This is a genomic window from Micromonospora sp. DSM 43699 (assembly GCF_055517075.1).
Map to the genome: position 1 here is coordinate 75,090 of NZ_JBTMMT010000008.1, position 20,377 is coordinate 95,466.

Sequence of the window (20,377 nt, forward strand, 5' to 3'; positions counted from 1 at the left end):
CCGGGGTACGGTGCCGGGATGGCTGATCATCCGACGGACGGCTCCCGCACGGTGGACTGGGACGAGGGCCGGTGGTCGCACCCACCGGTGCGGGTGGACCGGACCGACGACGGTGGACTGCTGGTGGAGCCGGGGGCGGAGAGCGACCTGTGGCGGCACACCGGCTACGGCTTCGTCCACGACGACGGGCCGGCGCTGCTCGCTGCGCTGCCCGCCAGCGGCGCGGTCGAGGTAAGCTTCGTGCTGGACTACACGGCGCAGTTCGACCAGGCCGGGGTGCTGGTCCGGGTGGACGAGCGGAACTGGGTGAAGGCCGGGGTGGAGATCAGCGACGGGCTGCCGCAGGTCGGCGCGGTGGTCACCAGGGAGTTCTCGGACTGGTCGGTGGCCCCGGTGCCGGACTGGACCGGGCGCGTGGTGACCGTACGGGTCAGCCGGGACGGCGACGCGTTGACCGTCCGGGCCCGCACCGACGACGAGGGGTGGCGGTTGGTCCGGCTGGCTCCGCTCGCCCCGGACGCGGTCGCGCTGGCCGGGCCGTTCTGCTGCTCGCCCTCCCGGGGCGGGTTGACAGTCCGGTTCACCGGCTGGCGGCAGGGGCCGGCGGACCGGGAACTGCACCCGACGGACTGAGCCTCGGGTCAGGGCGGGACAGGGTGGCCCGGCCCACCCGCAGGTGTAAGCGGTGGTCGGGCGGGTACCACTGTCCGATCCCACCGGCACCGAGGAGGACGACGATGGCCCTCGCCCAGGACGTCGACCCGAACCAGTTCACCGGGCTGACCGGCTGGGTGGCGAGCGTGATCGACGCCCTCGGCGCGGCCGGTGTCGCCTTCCTGGTGGCGCTGGAGAGCATCATCCCGCCGATCCCCAGCGAGATCGTGCTGGCGATGGCGGGTTACCTCGCCGCCGAGGGCCGGTTCAACCTGGTGGTGATCGTCCTCGCCGCGACGGTCGGCTCGCTGGTCGGCGCACTGGTGCTCTACTGGCTCGGTGCCGCGCTCGGCGAGGAGCGGCTCAAGCGCTGGCTGGACCACATCCCGCTGGTCGACCGGGACGACCTGGAGAAGGCCGACCGCTGGTTCGAGCGGCACGGCCGGTGGGCGGTGCTGATCGGCCGGCTGGTGCCCGTGGTCCGCAGCCTGGTCTCCGTCCCGGCCGGTGCGAACCGGATGCCGATGGGCGAGTTCGTCCTGCTCACCACGCTGGGCAGCGGGGCGTGGAACGCGCTGGTCGTCGGTCTCGGCTACACGCTGGGCTCGCGCTGGCAGGACGTCGAGAAGTACAGCGACTGGTTCAACTACGCCATCTTCGCGGTCCTCGCCGTCATGATCGTGAGCTGGGCCGGCAAGAAGATCCGCTCCCGGCGCGACCGGAACGACAGGCAGTCGGCGACCGCCGACCACTGACCGGGCCACCCCACCGGGCCACCCCACCGGGTCGCCCCGCCCGAGCGACCGCTCGGCCCGAGAGACCTGCCCGCCGCAACCGGCCGGTCCCTCGGGCGGCGTCGGTCAGAACTTCGCGGTGATCGAGGTGAACTCCCAGGTGTTCTGGGCGATGCCGGAGCAGTTGGCGACCACTCCGCCACCCGGGCAGGGCCGGTCCCGGTTGACCGCCCAGAAGGTGAACCGGGACAGCCCCGGGGCCTTGGCCCAGTCCCGGATCTGGGTCCAGGTGGCCGGCGAGGTCAGCTCCTGCTGGTCGGAGAGGCCGTTCATGCCGCTGATGCCCATGTGCGCGTACGCGGTGGCGTCGGACCAGCCGAACGCCGACTTCAGGGTGTTCTTCAGCCCCTCGGCGGCATCGACGGAGTTCTGGTACATGTTCGCCCCGCCGCCGAAGTCGAACGGCATGATGGTGAAGGTGTCGATGTTCGCACCGAGCGCGGCTGCCTGCCTGACCAGCCGGGTGCCGTAGTACGACGGCCCGGTGGTCGTGGTGCCGAAGGTGACGATCGTCCTGATCCCCGGGTTGTTCTGCTTGACGATCTTCAGCGCGCCGAGGATCCGGTCCTGCACCGCCTCGTTCTCGAACTCGTCGCTGTTCTCGATGTCGACGTCGATCGCCTTCAGGCCGTACGCGTTGATCACCTGCTGGTAGGCCCCGGCGAGGGCGCTTGCCGACGCGCAGTTCGGGCCGAGCTTGTTGCCGCTCCACCCGCCGAACGACGGGATGACGTCGCCGCCGGCCGCCCGGATCGCGGCGATGGTGCTGGCGTGCGCGCCACCGGTGAGCGGGCCGGAACCGTCCCAGGCGGGGGTGCAGCCTCCACCGGAGAGCACGAACGCGACGGTGAACCACTTGACCCCGGTCGCCCCCATCACGGTGGCCGGTGCGGGCGGGTCACCCCAGCCCGGGTAGAGGTAGGGGGCGGCGGCCATCGGGCCGGTGCCCCCGGTGCAGCCGGTGGTGGTGGCCGAGACCGCTGCCGACTTCGCCGACTCGCCTACCGAGTTGTACGCCGTGACGGTCCAGCTGTGCGCGGAGCAGGTGGCCAGCCCGGAGACGGTCGTGGAGGTGCCGGTGACGGTGGCCTTCACCGTGCTGCCCTCGTAGATCCGGTAGCCGGTGACCGTGCCGGGGACGGCGTTCCAGGCCAGCGTGGCCGAGGACGCGGTGGTGCCGGTGACCCGCAGCCCGCCGGGGGTGGCCGGGCCGGTCGGGTTGCCGGGGCCGCCGCCGGTGCAGGCCCCGCCGTTGACCGTGCAGTCGGTCGGGTCGCCGGTGCCGGCGACGACGAAACCGAAGGTGGTGCTGGCACCCGGTGCGAGGCTGCCGTTCCAGCTCTGGTTGAGGGCGGTGACGTGCTGGCCGGAGCTGGTCAGCCGGGCGTCCCAGAACGAGCCGACGGCGCTGCCCGACGGCAGGTCGAACTGGACGTTCCACGAGCTGATCGCGGTCGAGGTGTCGTTGGTGACTGTGAACTTCGCCTCGTACCCGCTGCTCCAGCTGGCGGTGCGGACGAAGGCGGCGGTGGCGGCGGACGCGGCCGGCGGGGCCACGAGCGTGCCGGCGACCAGGGCAGCGGCGAGCGCGACGGCGAGGGTGGCCGCGCGGGGGGAGCGGAGTCTCACGGGTGGCCTCCAGGGACCGGAGCGGGGGTGACCGGCCCGCCTGCGCGGGCCGGTGGGGGCGCGGTCCGGGGGCGGGACCGCCGGGACGACCGATGGACCGATCCACGGTTGTCTACGTCCGCCTATTATTAAGACTCTTAACTGTTAATGTCCAGCGCCGGACAACTTCCCCGCCGGCCCAGCCCCCGGCCGCACCGCGCACCGGCCGCACCGGCCGACGGGCCAACGGGGTCCGTGCCGACGCGGCACGGACCCCGACTGCCGACTCAGCGACGGAAGGTGAACCAGTTGACGTTGACGAAGTCGGCCGACTGGCCGCTGCTGAAGGTCAGGTAGACGCTGTGCCGGCCGGTCACCGCCGAAACGTTGCCCGGCACCGACCGCCAGCTCTGCCAGCCACCGGTGTTGGCCAGGGCGAAGCTACCGATCGGGGTGCCGGTCGGGCTGTCCAACCGGACCTCGACCAGGCCACTCACCCCGCTGGCCGCCCCGGACGCCACCCGGGCCAGGAAGTCGCGCGGCCCGCCGGTGCCGAAGTCCACGTTGTCGTAGCGGGCCCAGTCGCCGTTGCGCAGCGCGGCGATGTTCTGCCCGCCCTCGGCACACGTCTCGACCGCGACCCCGTTCTGCCCGGAGAACGCCTCGGCCTGGATCGTGCCGTAGGCGTCCACGGTGCCGGACGGCGGCGGCGTGGTCGGGGCCGGCGTGGTGGGGGTCGGCGTCGGGTTGGAGCCGCCGCCCCGACGGTAGACCGCGACGTAGTCGACGAGCATCGGCCGACCGGAGACCGTCGAGCCGGTCGGCGTGACGTAGCCGGCCACCCCGTCCGGGAAGGAGCCGCCCATCGCCACGTTGAGCAGCAGGAAGTAGCCGCCGTGGCCGGTCATCTGCGCCCAGTAGGTCGCACCGACCTGGGTCTCGGTGACGGTGTGGAACAGCTGCCCGTCGACGTACCAGCGCAGTTGCTGCGGGCTGACCGAGGTGTCCCACTCGGTGCGGTAGGTGTGGAAGGCGGCCTGGCAGGCGCTGCCGGGGCAGACCCGGGTGGCGCCGAGCCCGCTGAACTCGTTGCATGGGCCACCGGGGGCGACCCCGCAGTGCAGCGCGCCCCAGACCTGGTTGAGCCCGTTGACGTTCTCCATCACGTCGATCTCGCCGATGCCCGGCCAGTTCTGGTAGTTGCCCCGGTAGGGCGCACCGAGCGCCCAGAACGCCGGCCAGTAGCCGGCCGCCTGGGCGGCCGTGACGTTGGGCATCTGGATTCGCCCCTCGATCGCCAGCACCCCGCCGGACGGGGGCTTGAAGTCGGTGCGGACCGTCTCGATCCGGGCCGAGGTCCACCGGCCGGCGGAGTCGCGCAGCGGGGTGATCCGCAGGTTGCCGGCACCGTCCTGGGCCAGGTTGGCGGTGCTTCCGGTGTACGTCTGGATCTCGCCGGTGCCCCAGTTGGCCGGGCCGCCGGGGTAGCTGGTGCCGGTGTCCACGATCCAGTTGGCCGAGGACGGCAGGGTGCCGGACGCACCTGTGAAGTCGTCGCTCCACATCAGGTTCCACCCCGACGGCGGCGTCGGGACGGCGGCCTGTGCCGCGACCGAGAGGCCGGTCAGTGCGGTGGCGGTGGCGAGGGTGACCGCCAGGGCGAGCCGGCGGCGGGACCGGCGCGGGGCGGTGGGGGCGACCGGGGCCGCCGGGACAGCGTTCATCGGGATGCCTCTCCGAGGGGGACGGGAGCTAGAGAGCGCTCTCTGAGCGGTTTTCTACGCTCCCGCCCCGCTGCTTGTCAACGTTCGTCGATGGCTTCGACGAGTTCCGACTGTGGCCGGCGCAGCAGCAGGTGCTCGGCCGCCGTCCACCCGGTGGTGGTGACCAGGTAGAGCACCGCCGCCAACGGCACCACCAACGCCACCAGCACCGTGCCATACGGCAGCAGCGGGATCACCCGGGCCAGCAGTGCCGCCCCCGGCTGATCCGTCGGGGCATCTGCCGACGCGGCCGTCCGCTGGGCCCGCCGGGACAGGAACCGGGCCGACCCGAGCAGGGCCGCCAGCAGCACCCCGAAGACCACAAGCACCGACGGTGACAGCCCGTCGCCCAGGTGCCAGCCCAGCGGCACCCCGGCCAGCCGCGCGTCGAGCAACCCGGCAGCACCGTCCCCGGTGCCGAACAGGCGGTACATGACCAGGAAGAACGGCGCCTGGAGCAGAGCCGGCAGGCACCCCGCCACCGGCGACGCGCCGGCCCGGCGGTAGAGCGCGAACATCTCCGACTGCAGCTTCGCCGGGTCGCCCGCGTACCGCTGCCGGAGCTGGCGGAGCTGCGGGGCGAGCGCCGCGCGACGCCGCTCCCCGCGGACCTGGGCGACGGTGAGCGGCGAGATCAGCAGTCGGACGGCGACGGTGAACAGGACGATGGCGGCGGCGGTGGCGACCCCGCCCAGTGGCGTCAGCAGCTCGGCGAGCCAGCCGACGAAGGAACCCGCGGCGACAGCCGCGTCGTGCACAGGTGAGAAGGCGAGCATGGAGGAACCCCTCGGTCCGATTCCGGAAGTCCGCACGGGACGGCTGCCGGCGGCCCACCAGGGGACGCCGGCCCGTGCACCGCAGGGACGGATGACGACGGAATCGGTCAGGGGTCGGCGGCGCGCGGGTCAGCCCGCGACCGGGGACCACCCGACCGGAGAGCAACGCCCGGGTGCCCGGGGGCGGGGTCGGCCCGCCGCGTCCGGGTCGACCTGGCGGGGCACCCGTCGACGTCGGGCCCGGTCCCGCAGCCCGACCGCCCGCCGCCCGAGCCCGGGGCCGGTCACCGGGCGGGGACGCGCCGCCAGCAGGACGACGAGCAACAGCGCGGCCACCACCGCCGCACCGGCCAGCAGGTCGCCCGGCCGGTCCGCGAACAGCGTCAGCCCGATGAGCGCGTACGCCCACAGACCCGTCACCACCCGCAGACCCGGCACGCGCACCAGACTAGGACCCGCTGTCACGTCCCACCGCCGCGACGGCCTCGACCACCGTCGCCGGCCGGTCGACGTGCAGCAGGTGCCGGGCGTCCCGGAACACCTCCTGCCGGCCCGCCGGGAAGCTCGCCGCCAGCCGGGCGTGCCCGGCCCGCCACGCCGCCCGACCAACCGGGGTGGGCACGTCGCCGAGCGCGGTCAGCACCCGCACCGGCAGCGTCGGTGCCGCCGTCACCTCGCGTAGCGCCACCAGCTCCGCCGCCACCGCCGGATGCGCCAGCCACTGCACCAGCGCGCCGACAAGCACCGCCGCCGAGCCGTACGGCACCGCCGCCGCCGGGTCGGGCGGCCGGACGCTCATCCGGCGTACCGCCCGATGCCAGGCCCACGGGCCGACCCGACGGACCAGCCCCGACCGGTCCAGCGCCCCGGCCACCATCGGGGCGGCCGCCGCCACCGCGCCGGCCGACCACGCCGACAACCGCTCCCAGCCCGCTGCCCGGGTCCCGCCCGGGTCCGCCAGGCGCGGTGCCGCCAGGCTGGGATCCGCGAGCACCAGCCCGGCCAGCCGCCCCGGATGCCGCCGGGCGTACGCCTCCGCGGGCAGGGCCGCCGCCGAGTGGGCCACCAGCACCGGCCGCTCCAGCCCGGCCACCCCCGCGGCGATCCGGGCCACCTCGTCGCCGAGGGTGGGCACCCGGAAGTCCTCCGGCCCCGGCCGGTCCAGCCGGCCCACCCGGTAGCCGGCGGCACGCAGCAGGGGGGCCAGCCGGTCCCAGGTCTCCGCCCCCTCCCCCATCCCCGGGCAGAGCAGCACCCCCGGCCCACCGGCCCCGCCCGACCGACCGGTCACGCCACCCTGCGCCGCCCGGTCGGCGGCGGGCCGGTCGCCGGGCCGGCCGGTCACCGGGGTTCCTCCGGGCGGGGACCCAGGCGGGCGACGGCGGCGGCGAGCAGCAGCCAGCCGGACAGCCCGGTCAACTGGGTCCGCTGCCACAGGCCCAACCCCCACTCGGGGCGCACCGCGGCGATCAGCGTCCCGACCGTGCCGACCAGCAGCACCACCGCCACCACCAGCCCGGCCCGGCGGCGGGCCGGGCCACGCAGCACGGCGAGGATCGCCACCACCGAGAGCAGCGCGCCGGCCACCGCCACCGACGAGGTGACTGTGTGCGCCTGGTGCCGCCAGGACAGCTCGCCCAGCTCCTCCAGCCGCGCGCAGCGGGCGTCCACCGACGGTGCGCAGTCCATCGTGGTCCAGCCGCCGTCCACGGCGGTGGCCACTCCGAAGAGCAGCAACCCCCACCAGGCCGGCCGTGGCACGTCCCGGGCCACCCGGCCCAGCAGCAGCCCGGCCACCGCCGCACAGAGCCCGGTCGCCACGTCGCCCAGCTGGAAGAGCCTGTGGTACGGCTGGTCCCGCGCGGCAAGCTCGCTGAGGTAGCTGCCGACCGGGTCGAGCCCCGGGTTGAGCACCGGGCCGAGCAGCCAGGAGGCGTAACAGACCGCCGCCAGCACGAGCGCCACCGCCGCCCCGGCCCGGGCCGCGCGGGGGCGGTTCACGACTCGCGGACCATCGGGAACGGCAGGGTCTCCCGGATGGACCGGCCGGTCAGCAGCATCACCAGCCGGTCCACGCCCAGCCCCAACCCGCCGGTCGGCGGCATCGCGTACTCCAGCGCGGTGAGGAAGTCCTCGTCCAGCTCCATCGCCTCCGGGTCGCCGCCGGCCGCCTTGAGCGACTGGGCGGTCAACCGCCGCCGCTGCTCGGTCGGGTCGACCAGCTCCGAGTACGCGGTGCCCAGCTCCATCCCGAACGCCACCAGGTCCCACCGCTCGGCCAGCCGGGGGTCGACCCGGTGCTGACGGGTCAACGGCGAGACCTCGGTCGGGAAGTCCAGATAGAACGTGGGCACGTCGGTGACCGCCTCGACCAGCCGCTCGTACAGCTCCGACAGCAGCTCGGCGCGCCCCCAACCCGGGTCGTACGGCACCCGGGCGCCGTCGGCGAGGCGGCGCAGGGTGGCCCCGTCGGTGTCCACGGTGACCTCCTCGCCCAGCGCGGCGGAGACCGCCTCGTGCACCGTGCGCACCGGCCACGGCCCACCGATGTCCACCAGCTCACCGGTGCCCGGTCGACGGGCCAGTGGAGCGCCGTGCACCGCCACCGCCGCCGCCACGATCAACTCCCGGGCCAGCTCCCGCATGTCGTGGTAGTCGGCGTACGCCTGGTACGCCTCCAGCACGGTGAACTCCGGGTTGTGGCTGAAGTCGACGCCCTCGTTGCGGAACACCCGACCCAACTCGTACACCCGCTCGACGCCGCCCACGGCGAGCCGCTTCAGATAGAGCTCGGGGGCGATCCGCAGGGTCAACCGCAGGTCGTAGGCGTTGCTGTGGGTGACGAACGGACGGGCGTTGGCGCCGCCGTGCACCCGTTGCAGGATCGGCGTCTCCACCTCCAGGAAGTCCCGGGTCACCAGGGTCCGCCGCAGGCTGGTCAGGGTGGCGCTGCGCGCCCGCAGCAGCTCCCGCGCCGACGGGTTGATCGCCAGGTCCAGGTAGCGGCGGCGGACCCGCGCCTCCGGGTCGGCCAGGCCGTGGTGCTTGTCCGGCAGCGGGCGCAGGCACTTGGCGGTGAGCCGCCAGTCGGCCACCCGCACGGACACCTCGCCGCGCCGGGTGGCGTACACCTCGCCTGTCGCGCCGACGTGGTCGCCGATGTCGACGGTGGCCCGCCACCGGTCCAGCTCCTTCTCCAGCATCAGTTGCAGGTCGCCACTGCCGTCACGGACGGTGACGAAGCAGACCCGGCCGTGGTCGCGGACGAGCAGCACCCGCCCGGCCACCGAGACCGTCTCCCCGGTGCCGGTGTCCGGGGCCAGCCCGGCGTGCCGCTGCCGCACCGCCGCGCACCCGTCGGTACGCGGCCACCCCACCGGGTACGCCTCGACGCCCTCCGCCCGCAGCCGGTCCAGCTTCGCCCGACGCACCCGGACCTGCTCGGGAAGCTGCTCGCGGGCCGGTTCCGGGCTGACCGCGTGCACCACTGCGGCCTCCGGCGGCACGAACCCCACCCCACCACCGGCCGGTGGTGCCCCGTACAGCGGGGACGGGCGGCCACCGGGCAACGCCAGGAAGCCCTCGGCGACGGCGGCGGCCAACCCCACCCGGGCCAGTTCCCGCCGCTCGCCGAAGCACAGGTAGCGGGGCGTCCAGTGCGGCTGGTACTTGGCGTTGGACAGGTACAGCGACTCCAACTGCCACCAGCGGGAGAAGAACAGCAGGGTACGCCGCCACAGCCGGATCACCGGGCCGGCACCGATCCGGGCACCCTGCTCGAAGACCGACCGGAACACGGCGAAGTTCAACGACACCCGCTCGACGCCCAGCCGGGGGGCCGCACCGAGCAGCGCGGCCACCATGAACTCGGTGACCCCGTTGTCGGCGGTGCGGTCCCGACGCATCAGGTCCAGCGACAACCCGTCGGCGCCCCACGGGCTCAGCGACAGCAGCGCCCGCACCCGGCCGGTGCCGTCCCGGGCCTCGACCAGCACACAGTCGCCGTCGGCCGGGTCGCCGAGCCGGCCCAGCGCCATCGAGAAGCCGCGCTCGTGCTCGGTGTCCCGCCAGCGGGTGGCCAGCGCGGCGAGGTCGGCCAGCTCGTCCGGCGGGATCTCGGCGTGCCGACGGACCAGCGCGGTGTGCCCGGCCCGCTCGACCCGGTGCACCGCCTGCCGGACCGGACGCATGTCCCGCCCGCCCAGGTCGAACTCCCGGGCCAGCAGGATCGCCTCGTCGCCCAGTTGCAGCACCTTCAACCCGTGCCTGTGGTAGGCCCGCGCGCCGACCTCGCTGGCCCCCATCACCGCCGGGGTCCAGGCGTACTCCCGGGCCTGCTCCAGCCAGGCGGTGATGGCCGGCCCCCACGCCTCCGGATCGCCGACCGGGTCGCCGCTGGCCAGGCTCACCCCGTTGACCACCCGGTAGGTCAGCGCCGCCTTGCCGCTGGCCGAGAAGATCGCCGCCTTGTCGCGCCGGGTGGCGAAGTAGCCGAGCGAGTCCCGCTCGCCGTAGCGGGCCAGCAGCTCCCGGATCCGCTGCTCCTCGTCGGGGTGCAGCACGGCGGCGGCGCGCTGCGAGCGCAGCAGGGTGAACAGGCCGGCGAGGAAGGCGACCGCGCCCATCCCGCCGAGCAGCAGGTTGACCCAGCCGGGGGCCTGACCGTGCCGGGTGACGTCCAGGGTGATCGCCCCGCCGAAGACCTTCTCGATGGCGTACCCGAGCCGGTCCAGCCAACTGCGCAGGCTGCCGGGCACGGCGGTGAGCAGCAGGTAGCCGAGCCCGACGGCGCCCGCGGCGAGGCCGAAGAACACCCCCAGGGCGCGGCGGGTGCTGCCGCTGCGGACCCGGGCGTAGAACTCCCGCCGGGCGGCCAGCAGCAGGGCCAGCGCGGCGGCGGCGAAGCCGATGCCCACCCAGACGCCCACGGTGTCGATCAGGTCGAAGATCCGCCGCCCGGCGTCGTCGGTGAGCCGGTCCGCGCCGACGGTCACCAGCAGCAGACCGGCCAGCGCGCCGACGACCAGGCTGAGGGTGAAGTAGACGACGAGCACCCAGTACGCCAGCCGTTTACGCCGCAGCACCGCCGCGGCGAGGGTGCCCAGGAACACCGCGTACGCCAGGTTGGCGGGGGCAGGCACCAGCAGCGTGTCGATGGTGGTCCGCACCGGCTGGAACTCGGCGTTGGCCGCACTGCTCACCGCCGCCAGCGCGCAGATCGCGGCGATGAACCACAGCAGCGCCGCGAACATCCGGGGCACCTGCCGCCGCCAGTCCGGCGCGGACGGCCGGGCGGGGTGGCCCGGGCGGCCGGTGTGGCCGGGGTGGACCGGCGGGGCCGCGACCTGGGACACCGTCGTCGGGGTCACCTGACCTCCCTCACGTCGCCGGCCCCGGCCCACCCGGTCGGGGCGGGGGTGCGCCACGGCACCGGTCGGCGGACCGGGTCATGGTAAGCATCCGGCGCGATGGCCCGCCGTGTCGCGTTTTCCCCGCCGGACACTCTGGGTAATGGGCCGGGCGACACCGCGGCGAAACCCGCCGCGACCCGACGGGACGGACGGTGATGGGCGATGACCAGTGGGGTGGCGGCCGGGGCGACGGCTCCGGAGCAGACCGGGGTCGACCGGCTCACGGTGGGCGTGGAGGAGGAGTTCCTCCTGGTCGACCCGCACACCGGTGCCGCGGTGCCCGCCATCGACCTGGTCATGGCGCAGGTGCCGGCCGAGCTGCGCGGGCAGGTGGAGCGGGAGTTCCAGACCAGCCAGATCGAGATCGGCAGCCCGCCCGGGTTGGAGCTGAGCTCGATCCGGCACTCGCTGGGCGTGCTGCGCGCCGCGCTGGCCGACGCCGCCGAGCGGGCCGGCGTACGGGTGCTGGCCATCGGGACCGGTCCGGTGGCGGGGCCGGTGCCGCCGGTGGTGGACAAGCCCCGCTTCGACCGGATGATCGAGCGGTTCCGGCTGCTGGTGCCCGGCCCCGGCAACAACGGCATGCACGTACACGTGGGTGTTCCCGATCCGGACACCGGGGTGCAGGTGCTCAACCACATCCGGCCGTGGCTGCCGGTGCTGCACGCGATGACCACCAACTCGCCGTTCTCCGAGGGCGTCGACACCGGCTACGCGAGCTGGCGCTCCGTCGAGTGGGAGCGCTGGCCTTCGGTGGCGCCCACCCCCTACCTGGAGTCGTCCGAGCACTACGAGCGGCTGATCCGGCAGTTGATCGCCAGCGGGGTGATGCTCGACGAGGGGATGCTCTACTGGTACGCCCGGCTGTCGGCGAAGTACCCGACCGTGGAGGTCCGCATCGGTGACGTCTGCCCCTCGGTGGACGACGCGGTGCTGGTGGCGGGGCTGGTCCGGGCGCTGGTCGCCACCGCCATGGACGACGTGGCGGCGGGCCGCCCGGCGGTGAACACCGACCATCACATGCTGGTCGCCGCGCACTGGCGGGCCGCCCACGACGGGTTGGAGGGCGACGGCGTCGACCTGGCCAACGGTGAGCTGCGCCCGGCCTGGGAGCTGGTGGACCGGCTGGTCGAGCGGGTCCGTCCGGCGCTGGAGGCGCACGACGACCTGGCCGAGGTGACCGAACTGCTGGCCGGGTTGCGTCGGCACGGCACCGGGGCCGCCCGGCAGCGGGCCGTGTTCGCCCGGTCGGGTCGGTTGGAGGACGTGGTCGCCGAGGTCGCCCGGCAGACCCGTGGCTGACCATCGTGCCGCTGGCCGGCCCGTCGCTGGTCGGCCCGTCGGCAGGTGGTCCGGGGGCGGCCGTCGTGCCGCTGACCGGCCCGTGCTCGGCCGGCGCGTGGAAGACTGGGCATCGTGGCAGAGCGGCTGATCGTCGTCGGTGGGGACGCCGCCGGGATGGCGGCGGCCTCCCAGGCCCGCCGCCGCCGGGGCAGCGACGACCTGGAGATCGTGGCGTTCGAGCGGGGACACTTCACGTCGTACTCGGCGTGCGGCATCCCGTACTGGATCAGTGGCCTGGTCGAGGAGCGGGACGCGTTGATCGCCCGCGACCCGGCCACCTTCCGCGACGACTTCGCCATCGACGTGCGGCTGCGTACCGAGGTCACCGGCATCGACCTCGACCGTCGGGAGGTCACCGCCCGCCGGCTCGACGACGGCGGCGAGGTCCACGAACGGTTCGACACCCTGGTGTACGCCACCGGCGCGGTCCCCAACCTGCCCGACTGGGCGACCGAAGACGTCGACGGCATCTTCGGCATCCAGACCCTCGACGACGCGGCGGGGTTACGTGCCTGGCTGGACGGCACCCCGGCACCCCGCCGCGCGGTGGTCGTCGGCGGCGGTTACATCGGGGTGGAGATGGCCGAGGCGCTGATCCAGCGCGGGCTCACCGTCACCCTGGTCGAACGGGCCGAGCAGCCGATGGCCACCGTCGACGAGGACATGGCCGGCCTGGTCGCCAGGGCAATGCGCGAGCTGGGCATCGAGATCCGTACCGGCGTCACGGTGAGCGGGGTCGAGCAGCGCGACGGCCGGGTGTCCGCGGTGGTCACCTCCGCCGGCCCGGTGCCGGCCGACGTCGTGGTCCTCGGCCTGGGCGTACGCCCCAACACCGCGCTCGCCGCCGCCGCCGGCTTCCCCCTCGGTCAGTCCGGCGGGGTACGGGTGGACCGCCGGATGCGGGTGCCCGGGGTGCCCGGCGTCTGGGCGGCAGGCGACTGCGTGGAGACCCTGCACCGGGTCACCGGCACGTCGGTGCACATCCCGCTCGGCACCCACGCCAACAAGCAGGGCCGGGTCGCCGGGATCAACATCGGCGGCGGGTACGCCACCTTCCCCGGCGTGATCGGCACCGCCGTGACGAAGGTCTGCGACCTGGAGGTGGGGCGTACCGGGCTGCGGGAACGGGACGCCGCGGCGGCCGGGTTCGAGTTCGTCTCGGTGATCGCCGAGTCGACCAACCGGGCCGGTTACTACCCGGGGGCCCAGCCGATGACGGTGAAGCTGATCGCCGAGCGGCCCACCGGGCGGCTGCTCGGCGCGCAGATCGTCGGTCGTTCCGAGGCGGCGAAGCGGATCGACGCGCTGGCCGTGGCGTTGTGGAACGAGATGACTGTGGACGAGATGACCGCCCTCGATCTCGGCTACGCCCCGCCGTACGCCCCGGTCTGGGACCCGGTGCTGATCGCCGCCCGCAAGGCCGTCGACGCCCTCGACCGCTGACCTGCCATCCCCCCGCCCACCGTCTCTGCGCTGCACCCCCGCCCGGCCCGCAGCCTTCCCCGCGCCACACCATCGCGGCCTACCACCCCGCACGCCGGCACCACCCCGCACGCTCGCACCACCCCGCACGCTCGCACCACCCCGCACGCTCGCACCACCCCCACGCCGGCACCGGCCCGCACGGCGACGCCCGCGTTGCTGCCGTCGTGCTGTTGCCTTTGTGGAGAGTTGTTGTCGCTATAGCCAGTCGCCAGTTCAGCAACAACACTCCACGATCGCCACAATGGGCGGGTGGAGGTTCCGGCGGGGTTGTCGTGGGTGCGGCAGCAACCCGACGGGCGGGAGTGGCTGGCGGTGCTGCCCCGGTGGCGGGACGAGTGCGCGCAGCAGTGGTCGCTGCGGCTCGGCAGGCCCTTCCCCTACGCGTTCGCCTCGCTGGCGATGCCGGCCGAGCTGCCCGACGGCACTTCGGCGGTGCTGAAGTTGCAGTACCCGGACCCGGACAGCCGGCACGAGGCCGACGCGCTGGCGCACTGGGACGGCGAGGCGGCGGTCCGGCTTCTCGCTCACGACCCGCAGCGACGGGCGCTGCTGGTGGAGCGGTGCCGACCCGGCTCACCCCTGCACGAACTCCCTTCCGACGAGGCGGTGGACGTGGTCGCCGCGCTGCTGCCCCGGCTGTGGCGGCGGCCGGCCGGGCCGTTCATCCCGCTCGCCGAGGAGGCCACCGGCTGGCGGCACCGGCTGCCCGAGAAGTGGGAACGGGCCGGCCGGCCGTACGAGCGGCGACTCGTCGACGCGGCCCTCGACCGGCTCGACGGGCTGGCCGGCAGCCAGGGCGAGCAGGTGCTCGTCAACCAGGATCTGCACGCCGGCAACGTGCTGCGGGCGACCCGCGAACCGTGGCTGGTGATCGACCCCAAGCCGTTGCTGGGCGAGCGGGAGTTCGCAGTGGTGCCGATCGTGCGCGGCGTCGAGCTGGGGCACTCCCCCGGGGCGGTACGGCGGCGGCTGGACCGGATCACGGGCGCGCTCGGGCTGGACCGGGAGCGGGTGGCCGGCTGGACGATCGCGCACTGCCTCGCCTGGAGCCTGGACGGCGACACGGTCTTCACCAACCAGGTGGAGGTGGCCCGCTGGCTGCTCGACGGCCACTGAACCCGGCACCCCCGGCGACGCGGCTCAGGGTTGGCAGGTGGGGCACCAGTAGAGGTTGCGGCCGGCCAGCCCACCCCGGCTGATCGGGCTGCCGCAGACGTGGCAGGGGGCACCGGGGCGGCGGTAGACGTACACCTCGCCGCCGTGCCGGTCGACGCGCGCCGGGCGGCCCATCGCCTCGGGTAGGTGGGCGTCGCGGACGGTGTCGATCCGGCCGCGCGCCACCGCCAGCGTCATCAACTCCACCAGGTCGGCCCAGAGCGCCGCCCAGCAGGCCGCTGTGAGCTGCCGGCCGGGCAACGTCGGCCGCAGACCGGCCCGGAACAGCGCCTCGGTCACGAAGATCAGCCCGGTGCCCGCGACCACCGACTGGTCCAGCAGCAGCGCGGCGAGCGGGGTGGGGCTGCGCCGGATCCGGGCGTACCCGTGGTCGGGGTCGGCGTCGGCGCGCAACGGGTCCGGGCCGAGCCGGCCGCGCAGCGCCGCCACCTCGGGCGGGGTCAGCAGCTCGCAGGCGGTGGGTCCGCGCAGGTCGAGCCAGTGCCGGTCGCTGGCCAGCCGCAACCGGACCTGCCCCACCGGTACGGGCGGCTCACCGTCCCCGTCGGTGAACTTGCCGTACAGGCCGAGGTGGACGTGCAGGGTCCGCTCGTCGGCGTAGTGGTGCAGCAGATGCTTGCCGTACGCCTCGGTGTCGTCGAGGACGGTGCCGGAGAGCCGGGCGGCGCCCTCGGCGAACCGGCCCTGCGGGCTGCTGGCGGTGACCTTGTCGCCGGCGAACAGCTCGGCGTGCCGGGCCGCGAGGCGGTGGATGGTGTGTCCCTCTGGCACGGGTGCCAAGGGTAGTCAGGCGGCCGGGGCCCCACCGACGCCGGTGCCACGGCCTGCCGATCGGAGTGTGGTCGATCGACGGGTGGGGTACGTACCTGTAGTTCCCGCGTGGCGGCCACCGACCCTTCCGAGGGCTGCACGCATCGACAAGGAGGTGTGGTGGTGAACGTTCCTTCTCTCCTGCGTCGCCGTACGGCGCAGGACAGCAACGGTGACGGGGTGGTCGACGCGCGCGACGGGCAGCCGGTGGTGACCGACCGGGACGCCGACCGGGCGACGTACCGCAGCGGGTCGCTGGCCACCGACGGCGAGCGCGACGCCGACGCGGCGCGACGCACCGCCGAGCGCGACGCCGACGCGGCCGGGGTCGGCGGCCGACCGACCGGCGAACGCACCATGGACGCCGGGCCTGACGCCGACGCCGAGCGGCGCGCGGCGGAGCGCGGCGCGTTGGCGCGGGCGGCGACCGCCCGCAGCGCCGTCGACGGCACGCGGAGCGCCGCTGCCGCGCGGCCCTCGACCGTCGACGACGAGCCGCGCACGCCGACCGACCCGATCCGAGTCGCCGACGCCGGCCCGGTCCGCACCGCACCGCGCCCGGTGGACGCCGACCGCCCGACCGCCCGGGACCGGACGACGGCCGTCGACCCGACGATGCCCACCGCCGGCGTCGCCACCCGCCCCGCCGACCGGGACCGGGTCGACGCCGACGGGGCCCGCCCGGAGGCGGCTGTGGTGGCCGGTCCGAAGCCGCGGGCCAGCCTGCTCGCCACGCTCGGCCTGATCGTCTCGGTGGTGGGCGCGGCGTTCGTGCTCACCGGCACCCTCGCCGGGTACGGCATCGCGCTCGGCGCGTTCGGCGCGGTCTGCTCGGTGCTGGGCCTGATCGCGACCCGCCGTCGGCACGTGGCCGGCACCACGGACGCGCTGATCGGCGTGCTGGTCGGTCTGGCCGCGGTGGTGCTGGGCGTGGTCGCGTTCACCGGCCAGTTCGACTGGCCGACCACGGACGGCGACTGGGTGGCCCGGCTCCGCGAGTGGCTTGACTCACAGTTTGTGGACCGGTTCTGACGGGCACATATGACCCCGCCGGCGGTTCGCCGGCAACGCTGGACCAGCCGGTTCGCCGGCTTCGCCCGATCAGCTCTGGTGGTTCACCAGCCGGGCACCCATATCGTTCGGTGGCAGCGGTTCGCCGTCACCGATGCGCACAGGGGCCGTCACCTCCGCCGAGGTGACGGCCCCTTCGCGTTGCGCTGCCACGCAACGGATCGCCGCCCCATCCCCAGCACACGCAATGAACTGCTGCCGTACGCAAGTCTCGGCGGTGGTTGTCGTGGCCCCCGGCCGCATACCGTTGACCCACGGCGCCAGCCCGTGGGCCACGGAGGCCGGGCGCGCCCGACCCCGGGAGCCAGGACAATGACGATGGACCCCACCAGCCAGCGCTTCCTGATGTGCCGGCCGACGTACTTCGCCGTCGACTACGCCATCAACCCGTGGATGGACCCGACCGCGCCGGTCGACACCGCGCTGGCGATCCGGCAGTGGGAGCAGCTCCGCCGCACCTACCTCGATCTCGGCCACACCGTCGAGCTGATCGACCCGGTCGCCGGTCTGCCGGACATGGTCTTCGCCGCCAACGGCGGCACGGTGCTCGACGACCGGGCGATGGCGGTGCAGTTCCGCGACCCGCAGCGCGCCGACGAGGCCCCCGCCTACCGGGCCTGGTTCGAGGCCGCCGGCTTCGAGGTGTACGACCCGAAGCACGTCAACGAGGGCGAGGGCGACGTCCTGCTGGTCGGCGACCACCTGCTCGCCGGCACCGGGTTCCGCACCGCGCACGCCGCGCACGCCCAGTTGCAGGAGGTCTTCGGCTACCCGGTGATCACCATGCAGCTTGTCGACCCGCGCTTCTACCACCTGGACACCGCGCTTACCGTGCTCGACGAGCGGACCGTGGCGTACCTGCCCGAGGCGTTCTCCCCCGGCAGCCGCGCGGTGCTGCGTCGGCTCTTCCCGGACGCGGTCCACGCCACCATGGCCGACGCCGGGGTGCTGGGCCTCAACGCGGTGAGCGACGGCCGGCACGTGGTGCTGCCCGCGCAGGCCACCGGGCTGGCCGCGCAGCTGCGCGACCGGGGTTACCAGACCATCGGGGTCGACCTGTCCGAGCTGCGCAAGGCCGGCGGCGGACCGAAGTGCTGCACGTTGCGACTCCGTCAGGGAAAGGCGAGCCAGTGATCGACGACATGCTGCGGACCCCGTCCGCCGTCCGGGACGCGGAGCGGTACACCGCGCACAACTACCACCCGCTGCCGGTGGTGATCTCGTCGGCCGAGGGGGCCTGGCTCACCGACGTGGACGGCCGCCGCTACCTGGACTGCCTGGCCGGCTACTCGGCGCTGAACTTCGGCCACCGGCATCCCACCCTGATCCGGGCCGCCCACGAGCAGCTCGACCGGCTCACCCTGACCAGTCGGGCGTTCGTCCACGACCAGTTCGCCGACTTCTGCCGGGAGCTGGCCGCACTCTGCGGCAAGGACCTGGTGCTGCCGATGAACACCGGCGCCGAGGCGGTGGAGACCGGCATCAAGGTCGCCCGTAAGTGGGGCTACCAGGTCAAGGGGGTCGCCCCGGGGCAGGCCAACATCATCGTGGCCGACGGCAACTTCCACGGCCGGACCACCACCATCGTCAGTTTCTCCACCGACGAAGACGCCCGCGCCGACTTCGGGCCGTACACCCCGGGGTTCACCGTGGTGCCCTACGGCGACCTGGCGGCGCTGGAGGCGGCGATCGACGAGAACACTGTGGCGGTGCTGCTGGAGCCGATCCAGGGCGAGCAGGGCGTCGTACTGCCGCCGGAGGGTTACCTGCCGGGCGTACGCCGGGTCTGCACCGAGCGGAACGTGCTGTTCGTGGCCGACGAGATCCAGTCCGGCCTGGGCCGCACCGGGCGCACCTTCGCCTGTGAGCACGAGGGCGTCGTACCTGACCTGTACCTGTTGGGCAAGGCGCTCGGCGGTGGCATCGTGCCGGTCTCCGCGGTGGCCGCGAACGCCGGCGTGCTCGGGGTGCTCAAGCCGGGCCAGCACGGCTCGACCTTCGGGGGCAACCCGCTGGCCTGCGCGGTCGCCACCGAGGTGGTCCGGCTGCTGGCCACCGGTGAGTTCCAACGCCGCTCCGCCGAGCTGGGCGAACGGCTGCGGTCCGGGCTGGAAGGGCTGCTCGGCAAGGGGCTGGTGGCGGTGCGGGTGCGCGGGCTGTGGGCCGGCGTGGACATCGACCCGGCGCTGATGACCGGTCGGCAGGCCTGCGAGCGGCTGATGGAGCGGGGTGTGCTGGCCAAGGACACCCACGGCTCCACCATCCGGCTGGCCCCGCCGTTGGTGATCACCTCCGACGAGATCGACCACGCGGTGGCGCAGCTCGCCGCCGTGCTGGCCGGCTGACCTCCGTATGACGGGAGAGGCGCCGGGACCGCTATGGTCCCGGCGCCTTCGTGCCGGTGCGTCAGGCCCGCCGGGGTCAGCCCTCGCGCAGCGGTCGCCCCACCTCGTGCAGGTGCGCCAGCCCCTGCCGGTACGAGTCGATCAGCCCGGTCTCCGTGTACGAGATGCCCTGCTCGGCGCAGTACGCCTTGACCAGCGGCTGGGCCCGGCGCAGGTTACCCCGGGGCATGTTCGGGAACAGGTGGTGCTCGATCTGGTAGTTCAGGCCGCCCAGCGCCTGGTCGACGAACCAGCCGCCGGACACGTTGCGCGAGGTGAGCACCTGCTTGCGCAGGTAGTCGAGGTCGTCCTCGTCGGTGGGCATCAGCATGCCCTTGTGGTTGGGGGCGAAGGCGCACCCCATGTAGAGGCCCCAGAGCCCCTGGTGGACGACGGCGAAGAGCAGCGCCTTCACCGGAGACATCACCGCGAGCAGCAGGCCGACGTAGCCGACGGTGTGCAGCACGAGCAGCAGCGCCTCCACGACCCGGTGCCGCATCGGCACCCGCCACCGGCCGTCCGACTCCCGGCCGGTCAGAGCCTGGATGCTCGCCACGTGCAGCGCCAGCCCCTCCAGCAGGAGCAGCGGGAAGAACAGCCACGCCTGCCGGCGGGCCATCCGCCGGCCCAGGCCCCGGGTCGCCATCGCCTGCTCGTGCGTCCAGACCAGCGCGCCCGCGCCGACGTCGGGATCGTCGTCGGTGTGGTTGGGGTTGGCGTGGTGCCGGTTGTGCTTGTCCACCCACCAGCCGTAGCTGAGCCCCACGGCGAGATTGCCGGCGATCAGGCCGGCCGCCTCGCTGGGCCCGCGCCGGCGGAACATCTGCCGGTGCCCGGCGTCGTGCCCGAGGAACGCCACCTGGGTGGTGGCCACCGCCATCACGACCGCCAGCGGCAGCTGCCACCAGGAATCGCCGACCACCCCTACCAACACCCAACCGGCCAGGAAGGCGCCCAGGGTTCCGACGATGCGGACCGCGTACCGGCCGGGCCGCCGGCTCAGCAGTCCCGCCTCGGCAACCTGGCGGGACAGGCGCGCATAGTCGCTGCCCCGCCGGGCGGTCGACGCTGCCAACGTCGATGAACTCATGTGATGTCGCC

The 20,377-nt window shown here is 74.1% G+C and carries 17 protein-coding genes; 8 read left to right on the plus strand and 9 right to left on the minus strand.

The window, feature by feature from the left end; translation table 11 throughout:
- Window positions 1-18 precede the first annotated feature (18 nt).
- Together AC0AIB_RS06580 and AC0AIB_RS06585 are read left to right on the plus strand one after the other, a co-directional pair.
- Window positions 19-633 (plus strand): DUF1349 domain-containing protein, encoded by a 615-nt coding sequence (locus tag AC0AIB_RS06580; protein ID WP_465096226.1) that lies wholly within the window; start codon window positions 19-21, stop codon window positions 631-633.
- A gap of 104 nt (window positions 634-737) precedes the next feature.
- Complete coding sequence (locus tag AC0AIB_RS06585) at window positions 738-1,409, plus strand: DedA family protein (protein WP_328343399.1); 672 nt, start codon at window positions 738-740, stop codon at window positions 1,407-1,409.
- A gap of 105 nt (window positions 1,410-1,514) precedes the next feature.
- Here AC0AIB_RS06585 and AC0AIB_RS06590 read toward each other — a convergent pair whose 3' ends face one another.
- The 7 genes from AC0AIB_RS06590 to lysX form a co-directional block, all read right to left on the minus strand.
- Window positions 1,515-3,077, minus strand: coding sequence for a cellulose binding domain-containing protein (locus AC0AIB_RS06590; protein ID WP_465096227.1), 1,563 nt, complete (start codon window positions 3,075-3,077; stop codon window positions 1,515-1,517).
- Window positions 3,078-3,343: 266 nt separating this feature from the next.
- Window positions 3,344-4,780 (minus strand): carbohydrate-binding protein, encoded by a 1,437-nt coding sequence (locus tag AC0AIB_RS06595; protein WP_465096228.1) that lies wholly within the window; start codon window positions 4,778-4,780, stop codon window positions 3,344-3,346.
- A gap of 77 nt (window positions 4,781-4,857) precedes the next feature.
- Window positions 4,858-5,595, minus strand: coding sequence for a YidC/Oxa1 family membrane protein insertase (locus tag AC0AIB_RS06600; RefSeq protein WP_328343393.1), 738 nt, complete (start codon window positions 5,593-5,595; stop codon window positions 4,858-4,860).
- A 129-nt stretch (window positions 5,596-5,724) separates the two neighbouring features.
- Window positions 5,725-6,033: a DUF6412 domain-containing protein gene (locus tag AC0AIB_RS06605; protein ID WP_328343391.1), complete on the minus strand. Its 309-nt coding sequence runs from the start codon at window positions 6,031-6,033 to the stop codon at window positions 5,725-5,727.
- Window positions 6,034-6,043: 10 nt separating this feature from the next.
- The gene (locus AC0AIB_RS06610; protein ID WP_328343389.1) at window positions 6,044-6,940 is read right to left on the minus strand and encodes an alpha/beta fold hydrolase; all 897 of its coding nucleotides are present in this window, start codon (window positions 6,938-6,940) and stop codon (window positions 6,044-6,046) included.
- Window positions 6,937-7,596 (minus strand): DUF998 domain-containing protein, encoded by a 660-nt coding sequence (locus AC0AIB_RS06615; RefSeq protein WP_465096229.1) that lies wholly within the window; start codon window positions 7,594-7,596, stop codon window positions 6,937-6,939. Before AC0AIB_RS06615 ends, AC0AIB_RS06610 begins: the two co-directional genes overlap by 4 nt.
- Window positions 7,593-10,964, minus strand: a complete 3,372-nt coding sequence (gene lysX / locus AC0AIB_RS06620; protein ID WP_328343385.1) for a bifunctional lysylphosphatidylglycerol synthetase/lysine--tRNA ligase LysX — start codon at window positions 10,962-10,964, stop codon at window positions 7,593-7,595. The genes AC0AIB_RS06615 and lysX overlap by 4 nt, the downstream gene beginning before the upstream one ends.
- Window positions 10,965-11,168: 204 nt before the next feature.
- Between lysX and AC0AIB_RS06625 the strand changes: the two genes are divergently transcribed.
- The 3 genes from AC0AIB_RS06625 (at window position 11,169) to AC0AIB_RS06635 (ending at window position 14,951) form a co-directional block, all read left to right on the plus strand.
- A complete protein-coding gene (locus AC0AIB_RS06625; protein ID WP_328343383.1) occupies window positions 11,169-12,308 on the plus strand; it encodes a carboxylate-amine ligase in 1,140 nt (379 codons plus the stop codon).
- A gap of 114 nt (window positions 12,309-12,422) precedes the next feature.
- Entirely contained in the window at window positions 12,423-13,793 is a 1,371-nt protein-coding gene (locus AC0AIB_RS06630) for an FAD-dependent oxidoreductase (protein ID WP_465096230.1), read from the plus strand.
- A gap of 291 nt (window positions 13,794-14,084) precedes the next feature.
- A complete protein-coding gene (locus tag AC0AIB_RS06635; RefSeq protein ID WP_328343379.1) occupies window positions 14,085-14,951 on the plus strand; it encodes an aminoglycoside phosphotransferase family protein in 867 nt (288 codons plus the stop codon).
- 24 nt (window positions 14,952-14,975) lie between these two features.
- Here AC0AIB_RS06635 and AC0AIB_RS06640 read toward each other — a convergent pair whose 3' ends face one another.
- The gene (locus tag AC0AIB_RS06640; RefSeq protein WP_328343377.1) at window positions 14,976-15,782 is read right to left on the minus strand and encodes an Fpg/Nei family DNA glycosylase; all 807 of its coding nucleotides are present in this window, start codon (window positions 15,780-15,782) and stop codon (window positions 14,976-14,978) included.
- 162 nt (window positions 15,783-15,944) lie between these two features.
- Here AC0AIB_RS06640 and AC0AIB_RS06645 point away from each other — a divergent pair, with 162 nt between their 5' ends.
- The 3 genes from AC0AIB_RS06645 (at window position 15,945) to rocD (ending at window position 19,237) form a co-directional block, all read left to right on the plus strand.
- On the plus strand, window positions 15,945-16,853 hold the full coding sequence (locus tag AC0AIB_RS06645; RefSeq protein ID WP_465096231.1) for a ribosomal eL19 family protein: 909 nt from the start codon (window positions 15,945-15,947) through the stop codon (window positions 16,851-16,853).
- A 357-nt stretch (window positions 16,854-17,210) separates the two neighbouring features.
- Window positions 17,211-18,026, plus strand: coding sequence for a dimethylargininase (gene ddaH, locus AC0AIB_RS06650; protein ID WP_328349066.1), 816 nt, complete (start codon window positions 17,211-17,213; stop codon window positions 18,024-18,026).
- Window positions 18,023-19,237: an ornithine--oxo-acid transaminase gene (gene rocD / locus AC0AIB_RS06655; protein WP_328343372.1), complete on the plus strand. Its 1,215-nt coding sequence runs from the start codon at window positions 18,023-18,025 to the stop codon at window positions 19,235-19,237. The genes ddaH and rocD overlap by 4 nt, the downstream gene beginning before the upstream one ends.
- 76 nt (window positions 19,238-19,313) lie before the next feature.
- Here rocD and AC0AIB_RS06660 read toward each other — a convergent pair whose 3' ends face one another.
- Complete coding sequence (locus AC0AIB_RS06660; RefSeq protein ID WP_328343370.1) at window positions 19,314-20,366, minus strand: fatty acid desaturase family protein; 1,053 nt, start codon at window positions 20,364-20,366, stop codon at window positions 19,314-19,316.
- Window positions 20,367-20,377 lie beyond the last annotated feature (11 nt).